14 protein-coding genes and 1 riboswitch are annotated in these 22661 nt (G+C 60.9%); of the genes, 1 reads left to right on the top strand and 13 read right to left on the bottom strand.

The window, feature by feature from the left end; translation table 11 throughout:
• Positions 1-96 precede the first annotated feature (96 nt).
• The 13 genes from PH256_RS01005 to PH256_RS00945 all read right to left on the bottom strand — a co-directional run bounded on the left by PH256_RS01005 (position 97) and on the right by PH256_RS00945 (position 21366).
• Complete coding sequence (locus PH256_RS01005; protein WP_087182734.1) at positions 97-1281, bottom strand: YgeY family selenium metabolism-linked hydrolase; 1185 nt, start codon at positions 1279-1281, stop codon at positions 97-99.
• Between the two features lie 250 nt (positions 1282-1531).
• Positions 1532-2746 (bottom strand): diaminopropionate ammonia-lyase, encoded by a 1215-nt coding sequence (gene dpaL / locus PH256_RS01000; RefSeq protein WP_087185394.1) that lies wholly within the window; start codon positions 2744-2746, stop codon positions 1532-1534.
• Positions 2747-2752: 6 nt separating this feature from the next.
• Positions 2753-4081, bottom strand: coding sequence for a uracil-xanthine permease family protein (locus PH256_RS00995; RefSeq protein WP_270912628.1), 1329 nt, complete (start codon positions 4079-4081; stop codon positions 2753-2755).
• Between the two features lie 2 nt (positions 4082-4083).
• Positions 4084-6645, bottom strand: a complete 2562-nt coding sequence (gene xdh / locus PH256_RS00990) for a selenium-dependent xanthine dehydrogenase (RefSeq protein ID WP_270912626.1) — start codon at positions 6643-6645, stop codon at positions 4084-4086.
• Positions 6646-6658: 13 nt separating this feature from the next.
• Positions 6659-8017: a dihydropyrimidinase gene (gene hydA / locus PH256_RS00985; protein WP_270912624.1), complete on the bottom strand. Its 1359-nt coding sequence runs from the start codon at positions 8015-8017 to the stop codon at positions 6659-6661.
• A gap of 30 nt (positions 8018-8047) precedes the next feature.
• Positions 8048-11023 carry a putative selenate reductase subunit YgfK gene (gene ygfK, locus PH256_RS00980; RefSeq protein WP_270912623.1) on the bottom strand — a complete coding sequence of 992 codons (2976 nt, stop codon included), beginning with the start codon at positions 11021-11023 and terminating at the stop codon, positions 8048-8050.
• A gap of 171 nt (positions 11024-11194) precedes the next feature.
• Complete coding sequence (gene ssnA, locus PH256_RS00975; RefSeq protein ID WP_270912622.1) at positions 11195-12532, bottom strand: putative aminohydrolase SsnA; 1338 nt, start codon at positions 12530-12532, stop codon at positions 11195-11197.
• A 612-nt stretch (positions 12533-13144) separates the two neighbouring features.
• Positions 13145-13528: a Fur family transcriptional regulator gene (locus tag PH256_RS00970; RefSeq protein WP_270912621.1), complete on the bottom strand. Its 384-nt coding sequence runs from the start codon at positions 13526-13528 to the stop codon at positions 13145-13147.
• A 302-nt stretch (positions 13529-13830) separates the two neighbouring features.
• On the bottom strand, positions 13831-15099 hold the full coding sequence (locus PH256_RS00965) for a replication-associated recombination protein A (RefSeq protein ID WP_270912620.1): 1269 nt from the start codon (positions 15097-15099) through the stop codon (positions 13831-13833).
• Positions 15092-15943, bottom strand: coding sequence for an alpha/beta hydrolase (locus PH256_RS00960; protein ID WP_270912619.1), 852 nt, complete (start codon positions 15941-15943; stop codon positions 15092-15094). The genes PH256_RS00965 and PH256_RS00960 overlap by 8 nt, the downstream gene beginning before the upstream one ends.
• Positions 15944-16022: 79 nt before the next feature.
• Entirely contained in the window at positions 16023-17276 is a 1254-nt protein-coding gene (gene glyA / locus PH256_RS00955) for a serine hydroxymethyltransferase (RefSeq protein ID WP_270912617.1), read from the bottom strand.
• 183 nt (positions 17277-17459) lie between these two features.
• On the bottom strand, positions 17460-19094 hold the full coding sequence (locus PH256_RS00950) for a GGDEF domain-containing protein (RefSeq protein ID WP_270912616.1): 1635 nt from the start codon (positions 19092-19094) through the stop codon (positions 17460-17462).
• Between the two features lie 40 nt (positions 19095-19134).
• Positions 19135-21366, bottom strand: a complete 2232-nt coding sequence (locus PH256_RS00945; protein WP_270912615.1) for a bifunctional diguanylate cyclase/phosphodiesterase — start codon at positions 21364-21366, stop codon at positions 19135-19137.
• Between the two features lie 459 nt (positions 21367-21825).
• On the opposite strand from PH256_RS00945, the gene PH256_RS00940 reads away from it, so the two are divergent.
• Entirely contained in the window at positions 21826-22476 is a 651-nt protein-coding gene (locus tag PH256_RS00940) for an endonuclease III domain-containing protein (protein ID WP_270912614.1), read from the top strand.
• A gap of 53 nt (positions 22477-22529) precedes the next feature.
• A riboswitch (TPP riboswitch) is annotated at positions 22530-22647 on the top strand.
• Positions 22648-22661: the final 14 nt, after the last annotated feature.

The following is a 22661-nucleotide window of genomic DNA, read 5'->3' as shown; positions in this document are numbered from 1 at the left end:
ACGCCTCTCTTTTTCTAATGAGTGATGGTTTTGGCTTCACAGCCAGCTGTGGCCCCGCCGCCCGGGATGCGGGCAGCGAGGCACACGAAAGGCTTTTTACTTCATCAGGGCCTTCAGCACGCCGGTGTAGCAGTCGCATACCTTGACCAGCTGGTCGATCTCGATGTATTCGTTGATGGTATGAGCCAGGTTCTCACGGCTGGGTCCAAGGCCGAAGGTCTTGATGCCGGCCTCACCTGCATAGTGGCTGCCGTTGGTGCAGAAGTTGTACTGGGTGATGGTGGGATCGTAGCCCATAGCCTTCAGCTCACCGTACACAGCCTGCACGAAATCGTCGTTCTCGTCGTACAGCCAGCCGGGGAAGAAACGCTCGCCCTCGATCACGTTGCCGGTGTGGCACATTTCCTTGCCAACCGCGTAGCTGGCCTTTACCTTCAGCTCGGGGTCCTCAGCCATCAGCTTCTCCAGCAGGGCATTGATGGGAGCCAGAACGCTCTCCTTGGTCTCGCCAACCAGCAGGCGGCGGTCATAGGTGGCGCGGCAGTACTCGGGCACTACGGAAGCACCGGGGTACGGAGCGGACTTGATGTCGGTCAGCTCCAGGATACCGTCGCCCAGAACGGGATGATGGGTGGGCTCCAGAGTACGGATGGCCTCGATGACCTTGGCCATCTTGTAAACAGCGTTGATGCCCTTTTCGGGGTTGGCGCTGTGGCAGGGCTTGCCGAAGGTCTCGATCACGATCTCGGCACGGCCGCGCTGGCCGATCTTCAGGTTCAGCTGGCTGGCCTCACCGATGACCACATAGTCGGGCTTCACGTAAGCGCTGATCTCGCGGGCAGCAACACCCTCGAAGCACTCCTCGTGAACCACACCGGCCACATAGATCTCACCAGCGAAATCACGGTTGGTCGCCTTGGCGAAGTTAGCAGTGGCGCAAGCCATGGCGGCAACAGCGCCCTTCATGTCGGAGGTGCCGCGGCCGTAGATCTTGCCGTCCACGATTTCGGCGCCGAACGGATCATGCTCCCACTTGGAAGCGTCCTCTACGGGCACGGTGTCGATGTGACCGTCGAACTGCAGGCGGGGGCCGGGACGGTTGCCCTTCATGCAGCCGATCACGTTGCCATATTTGTCCACATGGACACTGTCGAAGCCGTTGGCCTCGAAAAATTCTTTCAGACGAGCAACAACGCCATCCTCATGGCCGCTGTAGCTGGGAGACTGGATGAGTTTCTGGCACAGGGCCACTACGTTGTTCTGCTGTTCCTGAGTAAGCATGGGTGTATCCTCCTATCCATGGATGAGAATAAGGTTAAAACGATCGTTTGTATGAGGCGGTCTTTCCCGCCGGATACCAATTTAAGAAGAGATGCTCCGCCCGTGCGGCGTTTGCCCCGCACGGGCGGGCACAGGCTCTAAAAAGCCCGTCCCGATTGGATTTTGGAAGGGCGCGGCGCTGTGGAGCCGCGAGTGAAAATGAGAGAGTTTGAGAGGACCGGAACGGGCGGAGCTGGTTGAATGGGTGAAATCAGCCGTCGTAACGGTTGAACTTGCCGCCCCAAACCACGTTGCGGTAGTTCTCCTTGTCGGTGTCGCCCTCGGTGCTGATGAACAGGATGCGGCTGTTCTCGTCCAGGTGCAGCTTCTGCTTGAACTCAGCCAGATCCTCACGCAGCAGGATGTTGGAGATGCAGCCGGTGGTGGCAGCGCCGCTCTCGCCGGAAACAACGGGCTTGTCGCCGCCGGTGGGGGCAGCCAGAATGCGCATGCCGTCGGCAGCCACATAATCGGGGCAGCTGATGAAGGCATCGGCGCAGTTCTTCAGAACCTCCCAGCCGATGGTGCAGGGCTCGCCGCAGGCCAGACCAGCCATGATGGTGTTCATGTCGCCGGTAACGAAGTGCAGCTTGCCGTCATTGGCCTCGGCAGTGCGGAATACGCAGTTGGCCTTTTCGGGCTCCACAACAGTGATGAAGGGACGCTCGGTGCCGTAGTAGCTGGAGATGAAGCCAGCCATGGCACCGGCCATGCTGCCTACGCCAGCCTGCAGGAATACGTGGGTGGGCTTCTCAGCACCCTCTTTTTCCAGCTGGTGCACAATTTCGTAGCCCATGGTGGTGTAACCCTGCATGATCCACAGGGGGATATCGGTGTAGCCTTCCCAGGCGGTATCCTGCACCATGACCCAGCCCTTCTCCTCAGCCTGCTTGTTGGCCAGACGAACGGCATCGTCGTAGTTCAGGTCGGTGATGGAGGCATCCGCACCCTCGGCACGGATGTTCTCCAGACGCTCCTGGGCGCTGCCCTTGGGCATGTAGACCACAGAGTGCTGACCCAGACGATTGGCGGTCCAGGCCACGCCGCGGCCGTGGTTACCGTCGGTGGCGGTGACGAAGGTCACCTCGCCCAGCTTCTGGCGCACTTCATCGGACAGGATGCGGGTAGCGGGCATATCGGAGATATCCTCACCCAGGGTCTTGGCGATGTAACGGCCCAGAGCGTAGCTGCCGCCCAGAACCTTGAAGGCGTTCAGGCCGAAGCGGTAGCTTTCGTCCTTGATGCGAACTTCCTTCACGCCCAGGGCCTTGGCCAGGCCGGGCAGGCTGGTGAGAGGAGTCTCGGCGTAAACGTCGAAGCTGGCATGGAAGTCGTGAGCCTTCTTGGCTTCGGCCTCGCTGAAGGCGCTCAGATCAGTGGCGGGAACGTCCTGATGGGGATAAGTAACAATCTTGAACTGTTCCATAGAGTATCAATTCTCCTTTTTCTCTTTGGGAAGGATAAGATTCAGCAGGATGGCGGTAAGCGCCACGATGATGACCTCGGAGTTGCCGAAGATCTGGCCAATCCAGGCGGGGCAGCCCGCGAAGGTATTGGCGGTCTGGGGAATGCCCACCGCCATGGCCACGCTCAGGCCGGCGATGAACACGCTGCGGGGGCTCAGGCCCTCACGAGCCAGCATCCGAACACCGGTCATGGCGATGGAGCCGAACACGGTGACGGTGGCGCCGCCCAGAACGGGCTGAGGAATGGTAATGAGGATCGCGCTCAGCTTGGGCACCAGAGCCGCAACGGCAACCACGCCGCCGGCGATGCCGAAGACCACACGGTTGATGACCTTGGTGGTGACCACGATGCCCACGTTCTGACCGGCAGCGGCCACAGGCACGCCGCCGAAGATGCCGCCCAGCAGGCTGCACAGGTTGTTGGCGATCACGCCGCCGGTGATCTCGGCGTTGGTGGCCGCCCGCTCATAGGCGCCGTTGGCAGTGGCCTCGAACTGGCCGATATCCTGCACAGCATTCACCATGAACACAATGCCCAGGCTGATGATGGCGTTCAGGTTGAACTCGGGAGCAAAGTGGAAGGGTGCGGGCAGTTGGACCCATGCGGCGGAACCCACTTCGGTGAAGTGGATCATGCCCATGGCCATGGCTGCCAGATAGCCTACCAGCATGCCGATCAGGGTGGCGCTGGCCTTGACCATGCCCTTGCAGAACTGGCCGCAAACGATTACAGTGGCCAGGGTGATGAAGGCCAGGATCCAGTTGCGGGCGCTGCCGTAGCTGGGATCGCTGGCCACACCGCCCGCCATGTAGTTGATGGCGGTGTCATACAGAGAAATACCGATGGTCAGCACCACGCTGGCGGTGACGATGGGCGGGAACAAAAAGCGGATCTTGGTGAAGCACAGACCCACCAGCATGCCCACACAGGCGCCGGCAATCTGGGCACCCACCAGGCCGCCCATGCCGGACTGTTCCACGATGGAGCGCAGGGTGGGCAGGAAGGCGAAGCCGCTGCCGACCATAACCGGCAGACCGCTGCTGATGAAGCCCTTCACACCGAAGGCCTGCAGCAGGATGGCAAGCGCCGCTACCAGCAGGCTTCCCTGCACCATGATGATCTGATCCGAAGCGGAAACGCCCGCGGCAGAGGCGACGATCATGGGCATGGTGATGCAGCCGACCACCATGGCTACCACATGCTGCAGCGCAAGGGGGATGGCCTTGGCCAGGGGGGGCATGCCGGTGTGAGTGTAAAGCGCCTGCTCAGAAGGCGCTGCTTTTGCACTAGCCATGCTTATTTGCCCCCTTTCTTATAGAAGGTGTCCTGGATAGGAAGCTTGGTACGGAACACGCCGTCCACACGGTAGGCCGCATGTGCTGCAGCGGGAGCCGCGGGAATGGCGCTGATCTCGCCCACGCCCTTGGCGCCGAAGGTGTTCTGATCGTCGGTGCCCTTCTCCACGAAGATGACCTCGATGGGAGGTACGTCGGTGGCGCGCAGCAGGCCCAAAGTGCCGTACTTGCTCTTCACATAGCCGTTCTCCATCTTGAAGTCCTCGGTGAGGCCATAGCCCAGAGCCATAACCACGCCGCCTTCAATCTGACTGGCGCAGGACTGATAGTTGACCACGCGGCCAACGTCGTGAGCGGCAACCACCTTGACGACCTTCTTGTTCTCGTCCATGATGACCACCTGAGCCGCGTATCCATAGGCCACATGGCTCACCGGGTTGGGTTTGTCGCTGCCCATGCGGTCGGTCACGCCGCTGTATTCGCCGTAGAAGCTCTGGCCTTCCAGATCCTCCAGGGTGTGGCCTGCCAGCGCGTTGGCCAGCTCACCGGCCGCACGGCGGGTCGCCTCGCCGCAGAATACAGTCTGGCGGGAAGCAGTGGAGGTACCGGAGTTGGGAGTGATGGCCGTATCGGCACGCTCGTGGAAGATGTGCTGCGGGTCCACACCGGTGACCTCGTTCACGATCTGGGTGCATACAGTGGCAACGCCCTGGCCCATGCAGGCGGCACTGGTGCGGATGTGCACCTTGCCGTCCACCACAGCCAGGCTGCAGCGGCCGATATCCGGCAGGCCTACGCCCACGCCGCTGTTCTTCATGCAGCCGGCAATGCCTGCGTAGGGGCTGCTCTCGTAGGCTTCCTTCACGGCCTCCAGGCACTCGGCATAACCGGTCTCGGGGCCGGCGATCTGGCCATTGGGCAGCACCTGACCGGGACGGATGGCGTTGCGGTAACGGATCTCCCAGGGGCTGATGCCCACCTTCTCAGCCAGAAGATCCAGGTTCAGCTCGGCAGCGAAGCAGCTCTGGGTAACACCGAAGCCGCGGAACGCGCCGCCGGGCACGTTGTTGGTGTAAACGCAGATGCCGGTGATGTCCACATTCTGGAAGTTGTAGGGGCCGCCGCAGTGGGTGCAGGCACGCTGCAGAACGGGGCCGCCCAGGCTGGCGTAAGCGCCGCAGTCAGAGATCAGGGTGGCCTTCATGGCCAGCAGCTTGCCGTTCTCGTCACAGGCGGTGGTCACATCCATTTCCATGGCATGGCGCTTGGTGTGGATGTTCAGGCTTTCCTGACGGCTGAACTTCACCTTTACGGGGCGGCCGGTGGCCCAGGCCATCAGCGCCGCGTGGTGCTGCACGCTCATATCCTCCTTGCCGCCGAAGCCGCCGCCCACCAGCTTGGTCTGGCAGCGAACCTTCTCGGGAGGAATCTGCAGCATGCGGGAGATCTCCTTCTGCTCGTCGTAAACCGACTGACTGCCGGTGTACATCAGCAGGCCACCCTCGCCGTCCGGAATACCGATGGCACACTCAGGCTCCATGAAAGCATGGTCGGTCATGGGAGTGGAGTAATGCTGGGTCACCACATAGGGCGCGCTGGCGATCACCTCTTCGGCATTGCCGCGCTTGAGCACTTCCTTGGTGAGGATGTTACCCTTTTCATGCAGCTTCGGGGCATCCGGCTGCATGGCCTTGATGGGATCGGTGAGGGGCTCCAGCTCGGTGTAGGTCACATCCACCAGATCCAGCACCTCGTCCAGGGTCTCCTTGTGGTTGGTAGCCACCAGTACAATGGCATCGCCAATGTAGCGGGTGCAGTCACCCTCGGCAATCAGCACATCCCAGTCCTGGATAATGTGGCCGGTCTTGTTGAAGGGCACGTCCTTGGCGGTGAGGATCTTCACCACGTCGGGATGAGCCAGAGCGCGGGTCAGGTCAATCTTTTCCACACGGGCTCTGGGGTACTTGGAGCGCAGGGCCTTGGCGTAGATCATGCCGGGGACCTTGATGTCGTCCACGAACAGGCCGGTGCCCAGCACCTTCTCCTCCACGTCCACGCGGGGGAAGTGTGCGCCGATGCGGGCCTCGCTGTCGTCCTGGGGAACGGGCAGGTTCTCGCGGAACATCTTGGCGGCCAGCAGGATGGCCTCTTCGATGCGCACATAGCCGGTGCAGCGGCAGATGTTGCCGCGGATGGCCTTCTTCACATCCTCGCGGGTGGGGTTCAGGTTTTCATCCAGCAGGCTCTTGGCGCTGATCACCATGCCGGGGATGCAGAAGCCGCACTGTACCGCGCCGGTCTGGCCGAAGGCGTACACATAAACCGCACGCTCGCGCTCGGTCAGGCCTTCCACGGTGGTGATGTGCTTGCCGTCCATCTTTTCGGTGGTGAACACACAGGCCTTGGTCTTTTTGCCGTCCACCAGGACGGTGCAGGTGCCGCAGGCGCCCTCGCCGCAGCCGTTCTTCACGCTGGTCAGCCGCAGGTCCTCCCGCAGGTACTCCAGCAGTTTGATGTTTTTATCGGTGTGGTACTCCACGCCGTTTACATATAAAGTATACATGGAGACGCTCCTTTCAGCGCTTCACGTAGGTGCCGGCCAGCAGACCGGTAGGCTGGCCGTATTCCGCCGCCAGCACGCCGCCCACGAATACTGCTTTGGGCATGCCGGTTACGGCAAAGCCCTCGTAAGGGGTATAGTCCACATTTTGCTGCTGCCGGGCCGCGGTGATTACCGTTTTCGCCTCGGGGTCCCACACGGTCACGTCCGCATCCGACCCAACGGCCAGCACACCCTTGCGGGGATACATGCCGAAGAGCTTTGCGGGGTTTTCGGCCAACAGACGGCAGAAGTCGGTGACGGCCAGCTCACCGGACTGCACCATGCTGGTGTAGACCACCATGGGCCGGTGCTCAATGCCGGGGCCGCCATTGGGGATCTTGGTGAAATCCTCGATTCCCAGGTCCTTCTGTCCTTTGAAATTGTAGCTGCAATGATCGGTGGCAATGGTGTCGATCTCCCCTGCCGCCACCGCCTTGCGCAGCGCCTGTACATCGGCGGGGGTGCGCAGCGGCGGGCTCATCACATATTTGGCTCCCTCGAAGCCAGGGGCTTTGTAACGGCTTTCGTCCATGGTCAGGTACTGGGGGCAGGTCTCGGCATAAACCTTCACGCCCTTTTTCCGGGCGGCGCGAACCTCCTCCAGGCCCAGCTCGGTGCTCAGATGCACCACATGGACCGGCGTGCCTGCCAGTTTGCCCAGATAGCACAGCCGGTTCACCGCTTCGGCTTCCACCTCAGCGGGACGGCTGACCGGATGGGCATCCGGGCCGAAATGGCCCAGCTCCTTCTGGCGGGCCTGCAGCTCATTCACCAGCAGACCGTTCTCACAATGCACGCCCAGGATGCCGCCGAAGGGCTTGAGCGACTGGAGAATCTCCAGCAGCTCCGCGTCGTTCACCTTCAGTGCATCGTAGGCCATGTAAGCCTTGAAACTGGTCACGCCCCGGCGGAACATTTCGGGCAGCTCCGCCTTCACCTGGTCATTCCAGTCGGTGATGGCCATGTGGAAGGCGTAGTTGCAGCTGCACTTGCCGTCCGCCTTTTTGTGCCAGGCGGCCAGTGCGTCGTTCAGGGTGCCGCCCTTATCCTGGGTGGCGAAATCCACGATGGTGGTGGTACCACCGCAGACCGCGGCGCGGGTGCCGGTGGTGAAATCGTCCGCCGTCACCAGAGAGCCGCTCTCCATATCCAGATGGGTGTGGCCGTCGATGAAACCGGGGAACACATAGCAGCCCGCAGCGTCATGAACGGTGTCGCCCTCACCCGGTTCGATATGGGGTTCGATGGCGGCGATGCGGCCGCCATCCAGAGCCAGGTCGGCCCTGGTCAGCCCCGAGGGGCTGACCAGCTGGCCGTTTTGAATGATAATCAAACGAATCCCTTCTTTACTCGCAGAGCTGGATTACAGGCAGTAGGCGTAATCCTTCAGAATGGTCTCGATCAGAGCCTTGATGGGGCCGTAGGTGGTGGTGTCCTGAGCCAGAACGGTCTCGTACTCGGCATCGCCCAGACGGATCTTCACCTTACCGGCAGCGGCATCCAGCACGCAGAAGCCGGGGTTCTGGCTGTCGGCCATGTCGGCCTCAGAGGCAAACACGGTGAACTTGTCCTTGTAGGGAGCGCTGGCGTAGGGGCAGAACACGGCGCAGTTGCCGCACTCGTTGCACATCTTGTCCACATGGACCACCTGCTCCTTGGCCATGCCGGGCACCTTGATGGCCAGGTTGGCGCGGTTGGGGCAAACGTCTACACAGTTCTCACAGACGGCGCTGCAGCCCAGGCAGCGGTCGCTCTCGGCCTTGGCGTCCACATAGCCGCCCAGCAGGCTGCGCTTTGCCTTCAGCTGAGAAGCCTCAGCGGTGAAGTCAATGGTCTTCACGGCGCTGGCCAGGATGTTCATGGCAGCGGCGGTGGCGTCGGCGATGGCTTCCACAACAGTAGCGGGGCCGCGCTTTGCGTCGCCCACCACGTAGATGCCATTCTCGGCCTTGCAATCGGCGTCGACCTTGGCCTTACCCTTCTCGTCCACGGCAATGCCGCTGGTCAGGAAGGTGGCGGTGTCGACCTTCTCGCCGATGGCGGCGATCACGCAGGAGGCAGGCAGCTCGGTGGTCTCACCGGTAGCCTCGGGGCTGCGACGGCCGGAAGCATCGGGAGCGCCCAGACGCATCACGTCGCAAACCAGCTTGCCGTCCTTCAGGGCAACGGGAGCCAGCAGCTCGCAGAACTCCACGCCGTCGGCCACGGCCAGCTCCAGCTCTTCCTCATCGGCGGGCATGTAGCGCTTGCTGCGGCGGTATACCAGGCGAACGTTGGCAGCGCCGGCACGCTTGGCGGCACGGGCAGCGTCCATGGCGGTGTTGCCGCCGCCGATGACGACCACATCGTTGCCCAGGTTCAGGGTCTCGGGGGCGTTCTTCTGACGGTCCAGGTACTCCAGAACGTTCAGGGCCTCGCCGCCCTCCAGCTTCAGAGCGCCGTGGTTCCAGGCGCCGTTGGCCAGGATCACGTGAGTGTAGCCCTGACCCAGCAGCTCAGCGGGGTTGGCCACAGTGGTGTTCAGCTTCACTTCCACGCCCAGCTTCTCCAGCAGAGCAGCGTCCTTGGCGATGGCTTCGTCGCTGATACGGAAACCGGGGATGACGTGCTTCACAATGCCGCCCAGAGCGTTGCGCTTCTCGAAGATGGTGGCCTTCGCGCCAGCCTTGGCCAGGAAGTAGGCCGCAGCCATACCAGCGGGGCCGCCGCCCACGATGGCAACGTTCTCGCTGCGGGGAGCGCCAGCCTTCAGGCCAGCCAGGAAGGCGTCGTAGCCGCCCTCGGCAGCAGCCAGCTTGGCAGCGCGGATCTGTACGCTCTCTTCGTAGAAGTTACGGGTGCACTTGGTCATGCAGCGGTGGCTGCAGATGGTGCCGGTGATGAAGGGCAGGGGGTTCTTCTCGCAGATAACCTGCAGAGCCTCCACCAGCTTGCCCTCGCCCACCAGCTGAATGTAGGTGGGGATATCCTGATGGATGGGGCAGCCAGCCTCTTCACAGGGAGCCACGAAGCAGTCGATCAGGGGCACGTCCTGCTTCATCTTGCGGCTGGGCAGCGGCTTGATGGGCTTCACATGGTGGGCGTCGGTCTTGACGGACTCCACCAGAGCGTTCAGCTTGCCCATATCCACCCCGGCGAAGGGAACGTAGTCCATGGCGACCAGCTTGTCGGCCATGGGGCGCAGGCGGTTGTATCCGCCGGGCTTCAGCAGAGTGGTGGCCAGGGTGATGGGCCAGATGCCGGTGTCAAAGATGCGGTCGATGTTGAAGTAGTCCGCACCGCCGGAGTAGGACACCCGCAGCTTGCCGCCGAACTCCTTCTCCACCTTCTGCGCCAGGCTGATGGACAGCGGGTACAGGCTCTTGCCGCTCATGTACATCTCCTCACCGGGCAGCTCGCCGGCAGCGATGGTCACGGGGAAGGTGTTGGTCAGCTTGATGCCGAACTCCACGTTGTTGGAAGCGGCCAGATCCAGCAGACGATTGAACATGGGCACGGCGTCCTCAAACTGCAGGTCGCCCTTGAAGTGATGGTCGTCGAACACGATGTAATCGTAGCCCATATCGTCCAGGGTCTTGCGGGCGAATTCGTAACCCAGCAGAGTGGGGTTGCACTTGATGTAGGTATTCAGCTTCTTCTCGTTGATGAGGTAGGTGGCAATGCGCTCGATCTCGTCCGGGGGGCAGCCGTGCAGGGTGGACAGGGTGATGGAGGTGCAGACATGGGGATTGATGCCGTCGATGTAGGCGGCGTCAATGCCGTTCAGCCGGTTCAGGTTGGCCTTGGCCCATTCCACGCACTCGGCCCAGACCTTGCTGGTGGAGGCGTCCTTCATGCCCTCAATGTAGGTGTTCACCTTCTCGCTCTGGATGCCGGCCAGGTCGTAGCCGACGCTCATGTTGAACACGAAGCCGTTCTCGCTGCCCAGGCCGTACATGCGGCTGATCAGCTTCAGGGCGAACCAGGCCTTCACGTACTCCTCAAAGGCCTGGGGAACCCGCAGCTCGGTGCTCCATTCCACGTTGTAGCACTCGTCCTCGGCCTTGATGCAGGGCTTGGAGACGGGCAGGTCCTCGCCGTCGATGATCTGAACGGTCTTGACCTCAAAGAAGCGGCTGCCGCCGGCGTAAGCGGCGATCAGGTTCTGGGCCAGCTGGGTGTGGGGGCCGGCAGCGGGGCCGAAGGGGGTCTCGATCTGCTCGGTGAAGATGGGCAGGGTCTTGCCGGCGGTGTGCTTGTAGATGTCGCCCACGCCGAAGATGGTGCCCTGCTGGGCGTACTCGGTGAGGACCCAATCCATCAGTTCAGCAAACGGGATGGGGCGCATGATATCGCTCATAATGATTCTCCTTTTTTCCTCTCAGATTCTCCGTTCCCCTGGGGGGGGGGGAAAGGCCGGGTTCGCGCTGCATAAGCCCGCGCGTCGGCTGTTTTACACAGGTTGGGGCACAAAGAGCCCGCCCGGGTCTGCCGGGTGCAAACCGGGCTCTTTGTGCCTGATGGGGCTGAATCAGCGGCCCGCGTTGATGCGGTTCCACAGATCGGCGCTCTGCTCGCGGCAGTGGGCCAGGACGGCTTCCTTGTCGATGCCGATCAGCTCCCGGTCCTTCATCTTGACCACGCCGTTGATGATGGTGGTGACCACGCTGCGGCCGGTCATGCCGAACAGGATATGGCTGTTGATGTTGGAGGCGTTCATGGGGGTCAGCGGATCGTAATCGGAGACGATCACATCGGCGTAGGCGCCCTCCTTCAGAATGCCGATGGGCTTCTCAAAGAAGCGGCCGGCCATGGCCCGGTTGTTCTCGAACAGCATGGTGGGAATCTCGCCCCAGGCCACATTGGGCTTGCAGGCGTTGTGCTTGTGCAGCACGTTGGCCACCTTGTAGCTCTCGGTCATGTCGTTGGTGTAGCCGTCGGTGCCCAGGCCCACGGTCAGGCCCTTTTCCATCATCTTCAGGATGGGGGGGCAGCCCACCGCGTTGCCCATGTTGCTTTCGGGGTTGTGGACCACCATGGTGTTGGTGGCCTTCAGCAGGTCCATCTCGGCCTCGTTGATGTAGATGCAGTGGCCGCAGATGGTCTTGTCGCCCAGGATGTCCATGTCGTGCAGACGGAACACCAGGCGCTTGTTGTACTTGGTCAGGCTGTCGTACAGATCATCGATGCCCTCGGCCACGTGGATGTGGTAGCCGGCGCCGGCGGGCTTCTCGGCAGCGCAGTACTCCAGGGTCTTGTTGCTCAGGGTGAAGGGGGCGTGCATGCCCATCATGCCCTTGATCATGTCGGTGGTGTCAGCCTGGGCGTACTTGATGAAGTCCACGTTCTCCTTCACGGAGGCCTTCATCTTGTCCTCGCCGTCCCGGTCGCTGATCTCGTAGCACAGGTTGGAGCGAACGCCGAATTCCTTGGCGCTCTCGGCAATGGCGAACAGGCTGCCCTCGATGCCGCCGTAGCTGGCATGGTGGTCAAAGATGGTGGTCACGCCGTTCATGATGCAGTCCAGGTAGGTTGCATCGGCGCTGGCCTTGGTGTCCGGCAGCAGCAGGTTGCGGTCGATGGTCCACCACTGCTGGTCCAGAACCTCCAGGAAGTTGGTGGGGTTGTTGCCCTTGATGGTCAGGCCCCGGGCGAAGGCGGAATAGATGTGGTTGTGAGCGTTGATGAAGCCGGGCATGATCACGCCGCCCTTGGCGTCGATGAACTCGGCTTCCGGGTACTTTGCCTTCAGCGCGGTGGTCTCGCCCACCTCCTTGATCAGGTTGCCCTCAATGGCAACGCAGCCGTTTTCCAGATAGGGGTTTGCGTCGTCGCGCGTGACCAGGCGGCCATTTCCCAAAAGATACATAACCATTCTTCTCCTTTTCTGCTCATGGGTTGTTCGGCGTTTTCAAACGAAAAACGGCTGCAACGGAACACACTGCGCCCCAAAGCCCCTTTCGGGACCGATGGTTCACAGCCCGTGCGCGAAGCACTCCGTTGCAGCCGTTTTATTCCACTGGATCGAGGTTTGATTTTTGCTTTTTTCTCTTTTTTCGGGGCCCGATGCGCGGGCCGAATCCGCAAAAAAAGAACAGCCCTACCGTAACCGACGACCAGCGCAACGCCCGTTGCGCTTGCCCAACCCGTGCGCGAAGCACTCCGTTACAGTTGGCTGTTAAAAATCAAACTAGGATTGTGAGAAAAGTGTCATTCCTCATTGCACGTTCAGTATAGCACCAGGATATTTGCCATGCAAGTGGATTCGAACGTTTTCTATTTTTTGCCTAAAGCTTGCATTTTTTGTTGTGCAAAACAACAAAGTATTACTTTTGTAGTTTGCCTTATCCTCCCCTAAACGGGTGGATTTTGAGGCATTTTCCGGCAGTTTGATGGGAAAACGCCTTCCGCCGCAGACGTTATATGTACAAAAAAACAACGCCTGATCCGCAGCGTGCAGATCAGGCGTTGTTGGATTCGGTCAGCTCCGGGCCGCGTCACGGCAGGCCGAACACAGGCCGTAAAGGTTCAGCGAAACGTGCTCGATGGCCAGATCCTTGCGGGCCTCGATCATCTCGTTGATCGCCGTTTTGTCCAGGAACACATCCTCCACCTTTCCGCAGCGGGTGCAGTACAGGTGATCGTGCTCCGAAAGAGTGCGGTCAAACCGATCCGCCATGCCGGGAATGGACACCCGGCGCACCCGGCACATTTCCACCAGGCCGTTCAGGTTGCGGTACACCGTGCCCAGGCTCAGCCCGGGACAGTCCTCGCGGATGGCAAGATAGATATCGTCCGCTGTGGGGTGATCGCAGCGGTTCTGCACCTGGCGCAGCACCAGCTCGCGTTGACGGGAATAGCGCATTGTGGAAACCTCCTTTGCAGTGTTGTTCCAGTAAACAGACAAACGGACCGGGATTCACGGCCAATATCCATAAATCCGGGCGGCCTGTAAAAAAGCGTAAACTCTTACTGAATTCTATATTTATATACTAAAATAGGAACAATTCCTTGTCAAGCAACCGAGCAAATTTTTATAGGCAATTTGCTATTTTTGTAGCAAACGCCAAAGCTTTTCCCGCTTGCCGTGCCCGGCTTTATGCGCTGTGCGAAAAACCGCCGCCCGAAACACTGCGGGCGGCGGTTAATAAACGCCAGTAATTCTCGTTATTTCTTCTTGATCTTATCCCAGTAGGCTTTTGCTGCCTGTTCGTTCTTGTTTTCGCCGTATTCGTAATACACGGTGCCGGCCAGTGCGTCCGGCAGATATTGCTGCTGGACCCAGCGCCCGGGGAAATCGTGGGGATATTTGTAATTCTGTCCCTTCACCAGCGCATCCTCGCCGTCAAAGTGCTTGTTCTGCAGCTGGCGCGGAATGGGGCCGGACCTGCCCCGCTTCAGGTCGGCCATGGCCCGGTTGATGCCCATGTACGCGGTGTTGGACTTGGGGCTGGTGGCCACCAGCACCACCGCATTGGCCAGCGGAATGCGGGCCTCGGGCAGGCCCACCATATTGGCAATATCCACCGCTGCCTTGACGATGGGCATGATCTGGGGATACGCCAGGCCCACATCCTCGCAGGCGCAGACCATCAGCCGGCGGCAGGCGCTCACCAGGTCCCCTGCCTCCAGAAGGCGGCCCAGATAGTGCAGCGCCGCGTCCGGGTCCGAGCCGCGCATGGATTTCTGATAGGCGGACACAATGTCGTAATGGTCATCCCCCGCCCGGTCGTAGCGCATGGCGGTACGGCGGGCCACCTGCCGGACCATCTCCAGCGTGATCTGCCGCCTGCCCTCCTCATTCGGTGCGGCGGCGGTGGCGGCGAACTCCAGGCAGCCCAGCGCCTTGCGCATATCGCCGCCGCAGGCGTCCGCCAGATACTGGCAGGCCTCCCGGGGCATCTCGATGGGGCCGCCCTCCTCGGCGCTCAGCCGGTCCAGTGCGTTGCGGATGCCCTGCTCAATATCCGCCGGCTGCAGCGCCTTGAACTCAAACACGGTGCAGCGGCTGAGCAGTGCGTTGTAAATGTAAAAATACGGATTCTCGGTGGTGGAAGCGATCAGGGTGACCGAACCGTCCTCGATGCATTCCAGCAGGCTCTGCTGCTGTTTTTTGTTCAGGTACTGGATCTCGTCCAGATACAGCAGCAGGCCGTTTGCGCTGTTCAGGGTGCCGATCTCGGCCAGCACCGCCTTGATGTCGCTGGTGGAGGCCGAGGTGCCGTTCAGCTTGTGCAGCCGCATGCCGCTGTTCTCGGCAATGATCCGGGCCACCGTGGTCTTGCCCACGCCGGACGGACCGTAAAAAATCATGTTGGGGATGCGCCCGCTGTCGATGGTCTTGCGGAAGACGCACCCCTCCCCCAGCAGATGCTGCTGACCGCACACCTCGCTCAGTGCGCGGGGACGCAGCCGCTGGGCCAGAGGCTCACTCATGGTGTCCGCCCCTTTCCTCCACCGTGGTCGGACTGCTCCAGCTGCCCAGGATCTGGTCGGCGTAGCCCGGGTTCACAAACCGGTCGATGGCATACACCAGGTTGCGATCCCAGAAGGCCCACTCGTGGCCGCCGTCCCAGTCCATATAGGTATAATCCACCGGCAGGCTGCCCGCCAGCTGGCGGAAGGCCTGGTTCTGCTCATAAATATAGTAGGGCTCATGATCCTGGCGGCCGGTGGTGCACAGAATCTTCGGCTGCCGGTCGGCGGGAAGCGCGCTCACCTTGCGGATCAGATGGAACAGATCCCGGTTTTCCGGCAGCTCCAGCGCCTGTCCATAGACCGGCTCGAATACGTAGCGCACCAGGGGGTTGTCCTTCTGGTCCAGCATCAGGTGCATGGCCACCGCGCCGGAAAAGCTGGCGCAGCCTGCAAACCGTTCGGGGTGGTTGAGCGCCAGCATCAGCGCGCCGTAGCCGCCCATGGAAAGGCCGCAGATGAAGTTTTTCTCCCGCTCGGTGGGCAGCTTGACGATCTGGTCCAGCAGCTGGGGCATCTCCTGGGTGATCCAGGTGTGGTAGGCCTGGTTGGAGGCGGTGTCGTGGTAGAAGGAATTGCCCGCATCCGGGATCACCAGCGCGATGTTGTTGTCGGCGGCATAGCGCAGCGCGGCCGACATATTCACCCAGTCGTCGCCGTCGTTGGTGTAGCCGTGCAGCAGGGTGAACACCGCCCGGGGCGGCTGTCCCTTCCACCGGTCCACCAGGTCACAGGGAAAATACAGCCGCACCTGGGTGGTACTCATCAGGGCCTGACTCTTCAGCTTGCAGGTAAAAAACGCCATGATCGTGCTCTCCTTTTCGGCATTGCGCCAGCAAGGCGGCTTTCCCCTTCTGGTGGGAAAAGCCGCCCTTGTCTGTGGATTATTCGTACAGCGGGAACCGGGCGGTCAGCTCCGCCACCCGGGCTGCCACCTCGTCCTTTTTGGTCTCGAAGTCAAAGATGCAGTCGGCAATGCAGTCGGCGATGATCTCCATCTCCTCTGCGCCGAAGCCCCGGGTGGTCACCGCCGGGGTGCCGATGCGCACGCCGCTGGTCACAAAGGGACTGCGCTTTTCGCCGGGCACCGAGTTCTTGTTGGCCGTGATGTGCACCTCGTCCAGGTTGTGCTCCAGCTCCTTGCCGGTGCACGCCTCGTCGGACAGATCAATGAGCATCAGGTGGTTGTCGGTGCCGCCGCTCACCAGCTTGACGCCCCGGGCGGTCAGCGCCCGGGCCAGCACCTGGGCATTCTCCACGATCTTGCGGGCGTAGTCCTTGAATTCCGGGCGCAGCGCCTCGCCGAAGCAAACCGCCTTGGCGGCGATCACATGCTCCAGCGGGCCGCCCTGGGTGCCGGGGAAGACTGCCTTGTTGATCTTCTTGGCCAGCTCCTCGTTGTTGGTCAGGATCAGGCCGCCGCGGGGACCCCGCAGGGTCTTGTGGGTGGTGGTGGTCACCACATCCGCGTAGGGCACCGGGTTCTGGTGCGCGCCGCCCGCCACCAGACCGGCGATGTGGGCCATGTCCACCATCAGATAGGCCCCCACCTCGCGGGCGATGTCCGCCAGCACGTCAAACTGGATGGCGCGGGGATAGGCGGACGCGCCCGCCACGATCATCTTGGGCTTGACCTGCCGGGCCAGCTGACGCAGGGCCTCGTAATCCAGGTAGCCCTGCTCGTTCACGCCGTAGGGCACGAAGTGGTAGTTCTTGCCGCTCATGTTCACCGGGCTGCCGTGGGTCAGATGGCCGCCCGCGGCCAGATCCATGCCCAGGATGGTGTCGCCCACCTCCAGCAGTGCAAAATACACCGCCAGGTTGGCCTGGGCGCCGGAGTGGGGCTGCACGTTGGCAAACCTTGCGCCAAACAGCTTGCAGGCCCGGTCAATGGCGATCTGCTCCACCTGATCCACATAGGCGCAGCCGCCGTAATACCGGTGGGCGGGATAGCCCTCGGCGTATTTATTGGTAAGCACCGTGCCCATGGCGGCCATTACCGCCGGGCTGACGATGTTCTCGCTGGCGATCAGCTCGATGTTCTGCCGCTGGCGTACCAGCTCCCGCTGCATGGCCTGGGCCAGTTCCGGGTCCTGCCCGGCCACAAAGCCTATGGTGTCCATCATATCCTGATACATGGTCTCCACTCCTTTTTCCAAAATGGCCGCGGCCATTTTTATACTATTGTTCTATTATACCCCATCCGCGCCCCGGGCACAACCATCCGGCGGCAAGTTCCGCCCCGTTTCCGGCCGGACAAAAAGCCCCTTCCGGTCGGGAAACTCCCGCCCGGAAGGGGCGCACAAGAATTGTTGCGTTTGTCAGCCGATCTGCAGGCTGTCCTTGCCGTTGTTTTTCGCGGTGTACATGGCCGCGTCGGACAGCTGATACAGCATCTTGTAATCGGCGTTCTCCCGGTCCAGGAACACCGCGCCCACACTGATGGACAGGCCGTGGGTTTCGTATTTCTCCGCCAGGCAGATCCGGCAGTCCCGGATGAGGCGTTCCAGCTTTTGGCGCAGCGCCTGTTCCGAGACCTCGCCGGGCAGAAAGACCGCGAACTCGTCGCCGCCCATCCGGGCCTTCACGTCGCAGGCCCGGAAGCTGCTTTCCAGCAGCCGCGCGAACTGCAGCAGCACCCGGTCGCCCTCCAGATGTCCCTCGGTGTCGTTGATCTTTTTGAAGTTGTCCATATCAATGCTGATCAGAACACCCTTGGGGTCCCTGTGCTTGTTCACATAGTCGGTGACCGCATCCTCCAGATATTTCCGGTTGTACAGGCCGGTGAGCGAATCCCGCTGGCTTTCGCCCTGGGCGTGCTGGAGCTGGGTGCGCAGCTGGTGCTCCTTTTCGTACTCCTCGGTGATGTCATACAAAAAGCCGAACAGAGTCGCCCCGTTGCGCACCCGGTGCACCCGCACTACCCGGCCGCTGCGCAGGTGCTTGACGCTTTCCGGCTCGCAGCCGGCTTCGTAGGCCTCCTTCGCCATGGCGGCCGCCTCGGCCTCGCTGACGCCCAGCATCTCAAAGGCGTTCCGGGAGAAGTAGCACTGGTCCAGTTCGGAGTTGTATTCGTAAACCTCCACCTTCATGCCCAGCTGCTCCACCAGCAGCGTCAGACGGGAGCTGCTGTTGTCCACGGTTTCGATCAGAAGCCGCAGGTTTCTGCACAGCACGTTCATCTCCTGGCTGTACGCCTGGGGGAACTCCACCTGCCGGTCGCCGCTGACGAACCGCTCGATCCCCTCGGTGATCATGGTCAAATCCCGCAGAATATACCGCTTGATGGAGTAGTACACGATCATGGTCACAATCAACAGCACAATCACGATGGAGATCATGCCGAACAGCGCATACTGAACCGAGCGGTTCTGCAGCTCGCCCATCTCCGAGGCGAAGCCCAGCAGATAGGGCCCGCACTCTTCCACCACCACCAGATATTCCTGGCCGTTGATCCACTCCACGCCGGGGGTATCCATCCGGTCCCGCAGCCGCTCCAGCCGGTTTTCCATCTCCATGGTCTGCACATTGTTCCGGCTTACGCCGATCACCTCGCCGGTCTGCGCATCCACCGCAAAGAGGATGCGGCTCAGCTGGGTGGGGATGTTCCGGATGTAGGAGACCACGTTGGTCATGTTCTGGTACCGCTCCAGAATCTCGGCCCATTGTGCATCCGAGATCGCCAGATCCGCTTCCAGGCAGTCCTCCACCAGATAGGAGATGAAGCTCATTCGATTCAGATAGTCCTCCACAAAAAGCTCCTTGGCCTTCTGGTTGGCCTCCTCCAGCTGCAGGATCACATCCACCAGCTGGTCCACCGCATCCCGGGCCGCCAGCTCTTCGGTGTGGATTTCCATATAATAAATGGCCGAATAGAGCACCGCGCTCAGCAGCAGGCTCGAGACCACAAAGATAGAAATCAGAATTGTCAGAATTTTTTCGCAAAGCTTTTTCATACCGTCATAGCTCACATTTTTCTTGTTTTTTCCGGCAGGATCAGGCCTTCTCTGTGCGCGCCTGCCCCTGCTGCGGGCATTCTTCTTGAAGTGCTTTTGCATACTGGTCCTTCGGCAGCGGACGGGAGAAATAGTACCCTTGCCCGACGCGGCAGCCGATCTCGCGCAGAAAATCTGCCTGCGCCCTTGTCTCAATGCCTTCGGCCACAATGTCCAGCTCCAGCTCCAGTGCCATCTGCACCGTCGAGCGGACCACCACGTTCATTCGTGCCTCACCCAGATGATCCACAAAGCTCTTGTCAATCTTGATTGTATCGAAGGGAATCGCCGCCAGGGTGCCCAGACTGGAAACACCCGAGCCGTAGTCGTCCATGTCCACATGGTATCCCCGTTCGTGCAGCTGATCCAGCAGCGTGTTCAGCTCGTTGTAGGCGTTCAGCATCGCGCTCTCGGTGATCTCAAAGGCCAGCTCCCCCGCCTGAATGCGGTATTCGCCGGCCAGCTGATCCAGCCGCTGTACGATGCCCGGGTGATGCAGATGCATGCGGGACAGGTTCACCGAGACCGGCAGAATCGGCAGTCCCTCCTGCTTCATCTCCCGGATATCCCTGCACACGATCTCCAGAACATGCTCATCCAGGCGGATGATCTGTCCGTTTTCCTCAAACACCGGAATGAAGTTGGCGGGCGAGACCATTTCGCCCGTGGGCTTTTTCCAGCGCACCAGCGCTTCGGCCCCCACGATCCGTCCCGTCTGCAGCGAATACTTGGGCTGATACCACACCTGGAACTCGTCGTTGCGCACCGCCTGTTCAAAGGTGGTTTCAATCCGGCCCCGCTGCAGGAATTTTTCCTGGATCTGTTCGTCAAAGATGCAGTAATACCGGTTGGTGGCATCCTTGATCTCGTTTTTCGCCAGCACCGCTTTTCCGTAGATGTTCCGCAGGGAGGTTCCCTGGTTCAGCGGGCATACACCCATGGAGACGCTGACGGAACCGAACTGCCTGCTGCTGACCTCCTGCTGGATCGCCTCGTGCAGTGCATTCAGCTTGTCGCGCAGCTGCGCCTCATCCTTATAATGAAGCAGCGCCACATATTCATCGGCATGCCGGCGATAGATCTCATCCTCCTGCAGCACCCGCTTGAAGGCGGTGTGCATCAGCAGAATCACCTCGTCCCCGGTCTGCATGCCGTACAGCATGTTGATCAGCTTCAGCTTGTCCACATCCATGACCAGCAGGGCAAGGCCCTCCTGTCCGGCCAGGTTCCGCTCCCGGAAGCAGACCCGCAGATACTCGAAATTGCAGTCGCCGGTCAGCGAATCCTCAAACAGCATCTTTTCTGTTCTGCCAGAATAGACCCGGTAATACACGCTGAAGAACACGCAGAAGAGCGCCACCACACCCAGAATCAGCGCCACATTGCGGCTCACGTGATCGGTGAAGGCTCCGGTCGCGCTGTCCACATAATCCTGGCCGATGTAGGTCACCAGATACCAGTTGTTTAGCCCCAGCTCCTCCACATAGCCCAGATATTCCGCACCGTCCATCTCCATCTGAAAGTAGTTGCCGGTGGTGTTGGAGGGCCCCACCGTATCCGTCCAGAGCTCGTACTCCACGCCCACCAGGCCGCCGTTTTCCTCATCGCCGGCAATGGCGGCTCCGGTTCTGTCCACCACCATGCTGTGGCCGCCGCCGTCAAAGGAGGGGATGTCCAGCATCCGGGCGAACTGGCTGGACCGGTACGGCGCGGTGAGCAGCATCTCCACCTGTCCATCCCGGTAAACGGGCATGGTGAAAATGTTGATGTAGTCCTTTCCATCCTCGCTCCGCCGCATATCCGAAATGGTAAACTCCCCGGCAAAGCCCCGCTTCACATAGTCCTCGTCCTCCAGCGGCAGATGCTCGCCCAGAGTCGTGTGACAGACGCCGTCCCGGGTCACCACACCCATATTGTAAAAGCCGTAGGATTTCGCGTAGCGGGACAGGCGCCCCAGCAGCTGCTCCGGTTCGTACAGCTCCTGCTCCTCAAAGCCTGCCGCCAGTGCCGCCAGAAAATTTTCCTGGCTGTTCAGCATATTCTGCAGCGCGTCCTTGTTCTGGGTCGAGACATACGCCAGATTGGTCTGTACCTCCTTGCGGAACAGCTCCCGCATCTGGACACTGTACCGCACGGTCATGGTGACCGACAGGGCCACCATCACCGCAACGGCGCCCACGCTCACGAGCAGATACTTCGTGTCGAACAGCTTCAGTTTCTTTTTGCGTTTCATGCATTCCTCCTCGCCATCCGGCCCCCTTGCCGGAAAGCGTACTTCCCTTTCCCTCCGATCGGAACCATTCGGCCCCACAATCGGTTAATCTTTGTATACCTTATTCGTATATGAAGACATTCTGTTAACCAGTATATCCTGTTTCCTGCCTTTAAGCAAGGAATTTTTCACGGATTTCTGACAAATTTGCAGCAAATATTCCGCGGCGGCCGCCGTGCGGCTTCCCAGCGGGGGCAAACACCCCTTCTTCTGCCGCCTTTTTCGCTCCCCGCATCCTGCTGTCTGCCGCTCAAAAAAGCCCGCCGGGAACAAAAGGAATTGCCCAAAATAAGAATTCATGCTATAATCAGGCAAACTTCATCCCGACGATTCCCTGCCTCCGCGGCCCCATCCACTGCGGGCGAAGCAGGCCGGAACCAAGAAGAACGCTCACAACCTGAACTGGAGGGATTTTTACCCATGACCACAAAAGCTCTGGCGCTGGAAGTGATTCAGCGCCTGAAAGACGCCTATCCCGTCGCGGAGTGTACCCTGGATTATGACCACGCCTGGCAGCTGCTGGTGGAGGTGCGGCTGGCCGCCCAGTGCACCGACGCCCGGGTCAACGTGGTGTGCAAGGATCTGTTTGCCAAATACCCCAGCGTGGAAGCGCTGGCCGCCGCCGAGCCGGAGGAGATCGAGGCCATTGTGAAGCCCTGCGGGCTGGGCCGCTCCAAGGCGCGGGACATCAGCCTGTGCATGCGCCGCCTGCGGGACGACTTCGGCGGCAAGGTACCGGACGATTTTGACGCGGTGCTCAGCCTGCCCGGCGTGGGCCGCAAGAGCGCCAACCTGATCATGGGCGACGTGTTCGGCAAGCCCGCCATTGTCACCGACACCCACTGTATCCGGCTGTGCAACCGGATCGGCCTGGTGAAAAACCTCACCGAGCCCAAAAAGGTGGAAATGGCCCTGTGGAAGATCATCCCCCCGGAGGAGGGCAGCGATTTGTGCCACCGGTTCGTGCTGCACGGCCGGGCGGTGTGCGATGCCCGCAAGCCGGACTGCGCTGCCTGCTGCCTGAAGGACATCTGCAAGACAGGCAAAAAGGCCGTCCCTGCCGAGGGCTGAGCCGCCCGGCAAAACCTTGACAAATTTCCCGATCGTGTTATACTGATTCTTGGACATAAAAACAGGGGCGCTGGGGGCCATCCCCGGCTGAGATCAGAGCAAAGTGCAGCTCTGGGTCACCTTGAACCTGATCCGGGTAATGCCGGCGTAGGAAGTTTGAGGATCATTGCGCGATTTTTGCGCCC

Origin of the sequence: Allofournierella sp. CML151, assembly GCF_027853465.1 — a bacterium.
In the GTDB taxonomy this organism is placed as follows: Bacteria; Bacillota; Clostridia; order Oscillospirales; family Ruminococcaceae; genus Allofournierella.
The sequence above is the reverse complement of the archived record's forward strand: the minus strand, read 5'-3'. Positions and strand labels throughout refer to the sequence as shown.

Excerpts from the sequence above, each read along its gene's own strand:
- PH256_RS00995 (WP_270912628.1), bottom strand. The coding sequence starts at position 4,081 with ATGGCTAGTGCAAAAGCAGCGCCTTCTGAGCAGGCGCTTTACACTCAC.
- ygfK (WP_270912623.1), bottom strand. The coding sequence starts at position 11,023 with ATGAGCGATATCATGCGCCCCATCCCGTTTGCTGAACTGATGGATTGG.
- PH256_RS00965 (WP_270912620.1), bottom strand. The coding sequence starts at position 15,099 with ATGAGTGAGCCTCTGGCCCAGCGGCTGCGTCCCCGCGCACTGAGCGAG.
- PH256_RS00950 (WP_270912616.1), bottom strand. The coding sequence starts at position 19,094 with ATGAAAAAGCTTTGCGAAAAAATTCTGACAATTCTGATTTCTATCTTT.
- dpaL (WP_087185394.1), bottom strand. The coding sequence starts at position 2,746 with ATGGAACAGTTCAAGATTGTTACTTATCCCCATCAGGACGTTCCCGCC.
- glyA (WP_270912617.1), bottom strand. The coding sequence starts at position 17,276 with ATGTATCAGGATATGATGGACACCATAGGCTTTGTGGCCGGGCAGGAC.
- PH256_RS00970 (WP_270912621.1), bottom strand. The coding sequence starts at position 13,528 with ATGCGCTATTCCCGTCAACGCGAGCTGGTGCTGCGCCAGGTGCAGAAC.
- PH256_RS00945 (WP_270912615.1), bottom strand. The coding sequence starts at position 21,366 with ATGAAACGCAAAAAGAAACTGAAGCTGTTCGACACGAAGTATCTGCTC.
- PH256_RS00960 (WP_270912619.1), bottom strand. The coding sequence starts at position 15,943 with ATGGCGTTTTTTACCTGCAAGCTGAAGAGTCAGGCCCTGATGAGTACC.
- ssnA (WP_270912622.1), bottom strand. The coding sequence starts at position 12,532 with ATGTATCTTTTGGGAAATGGCCGCCTGGTCACGCGCGACGACGCAAAC.
- PH256_RS01005 (WP_087182734.1), bottom strand. The coding sequence starts at position 1,281 with ATGCTTACTCAGGAACAGCAGAACAACGTAGTGGCCCTGTGCCAGAAA.
- PH256_RS00940 (WP_270912614.1), top strand. The coding sequence starts at position 21,826 with ATGACCACAAAAGCTCTGGCGCTGGAAGTGATTCAGCGCCTGAAAGAC.
- xdh (WP_270912626.1), bottom strand. The coding sequence starts at position 6,645 with ATGTATACTTTATATGTAAACGGCGTGGAGTACCACACCGATAAAAAC.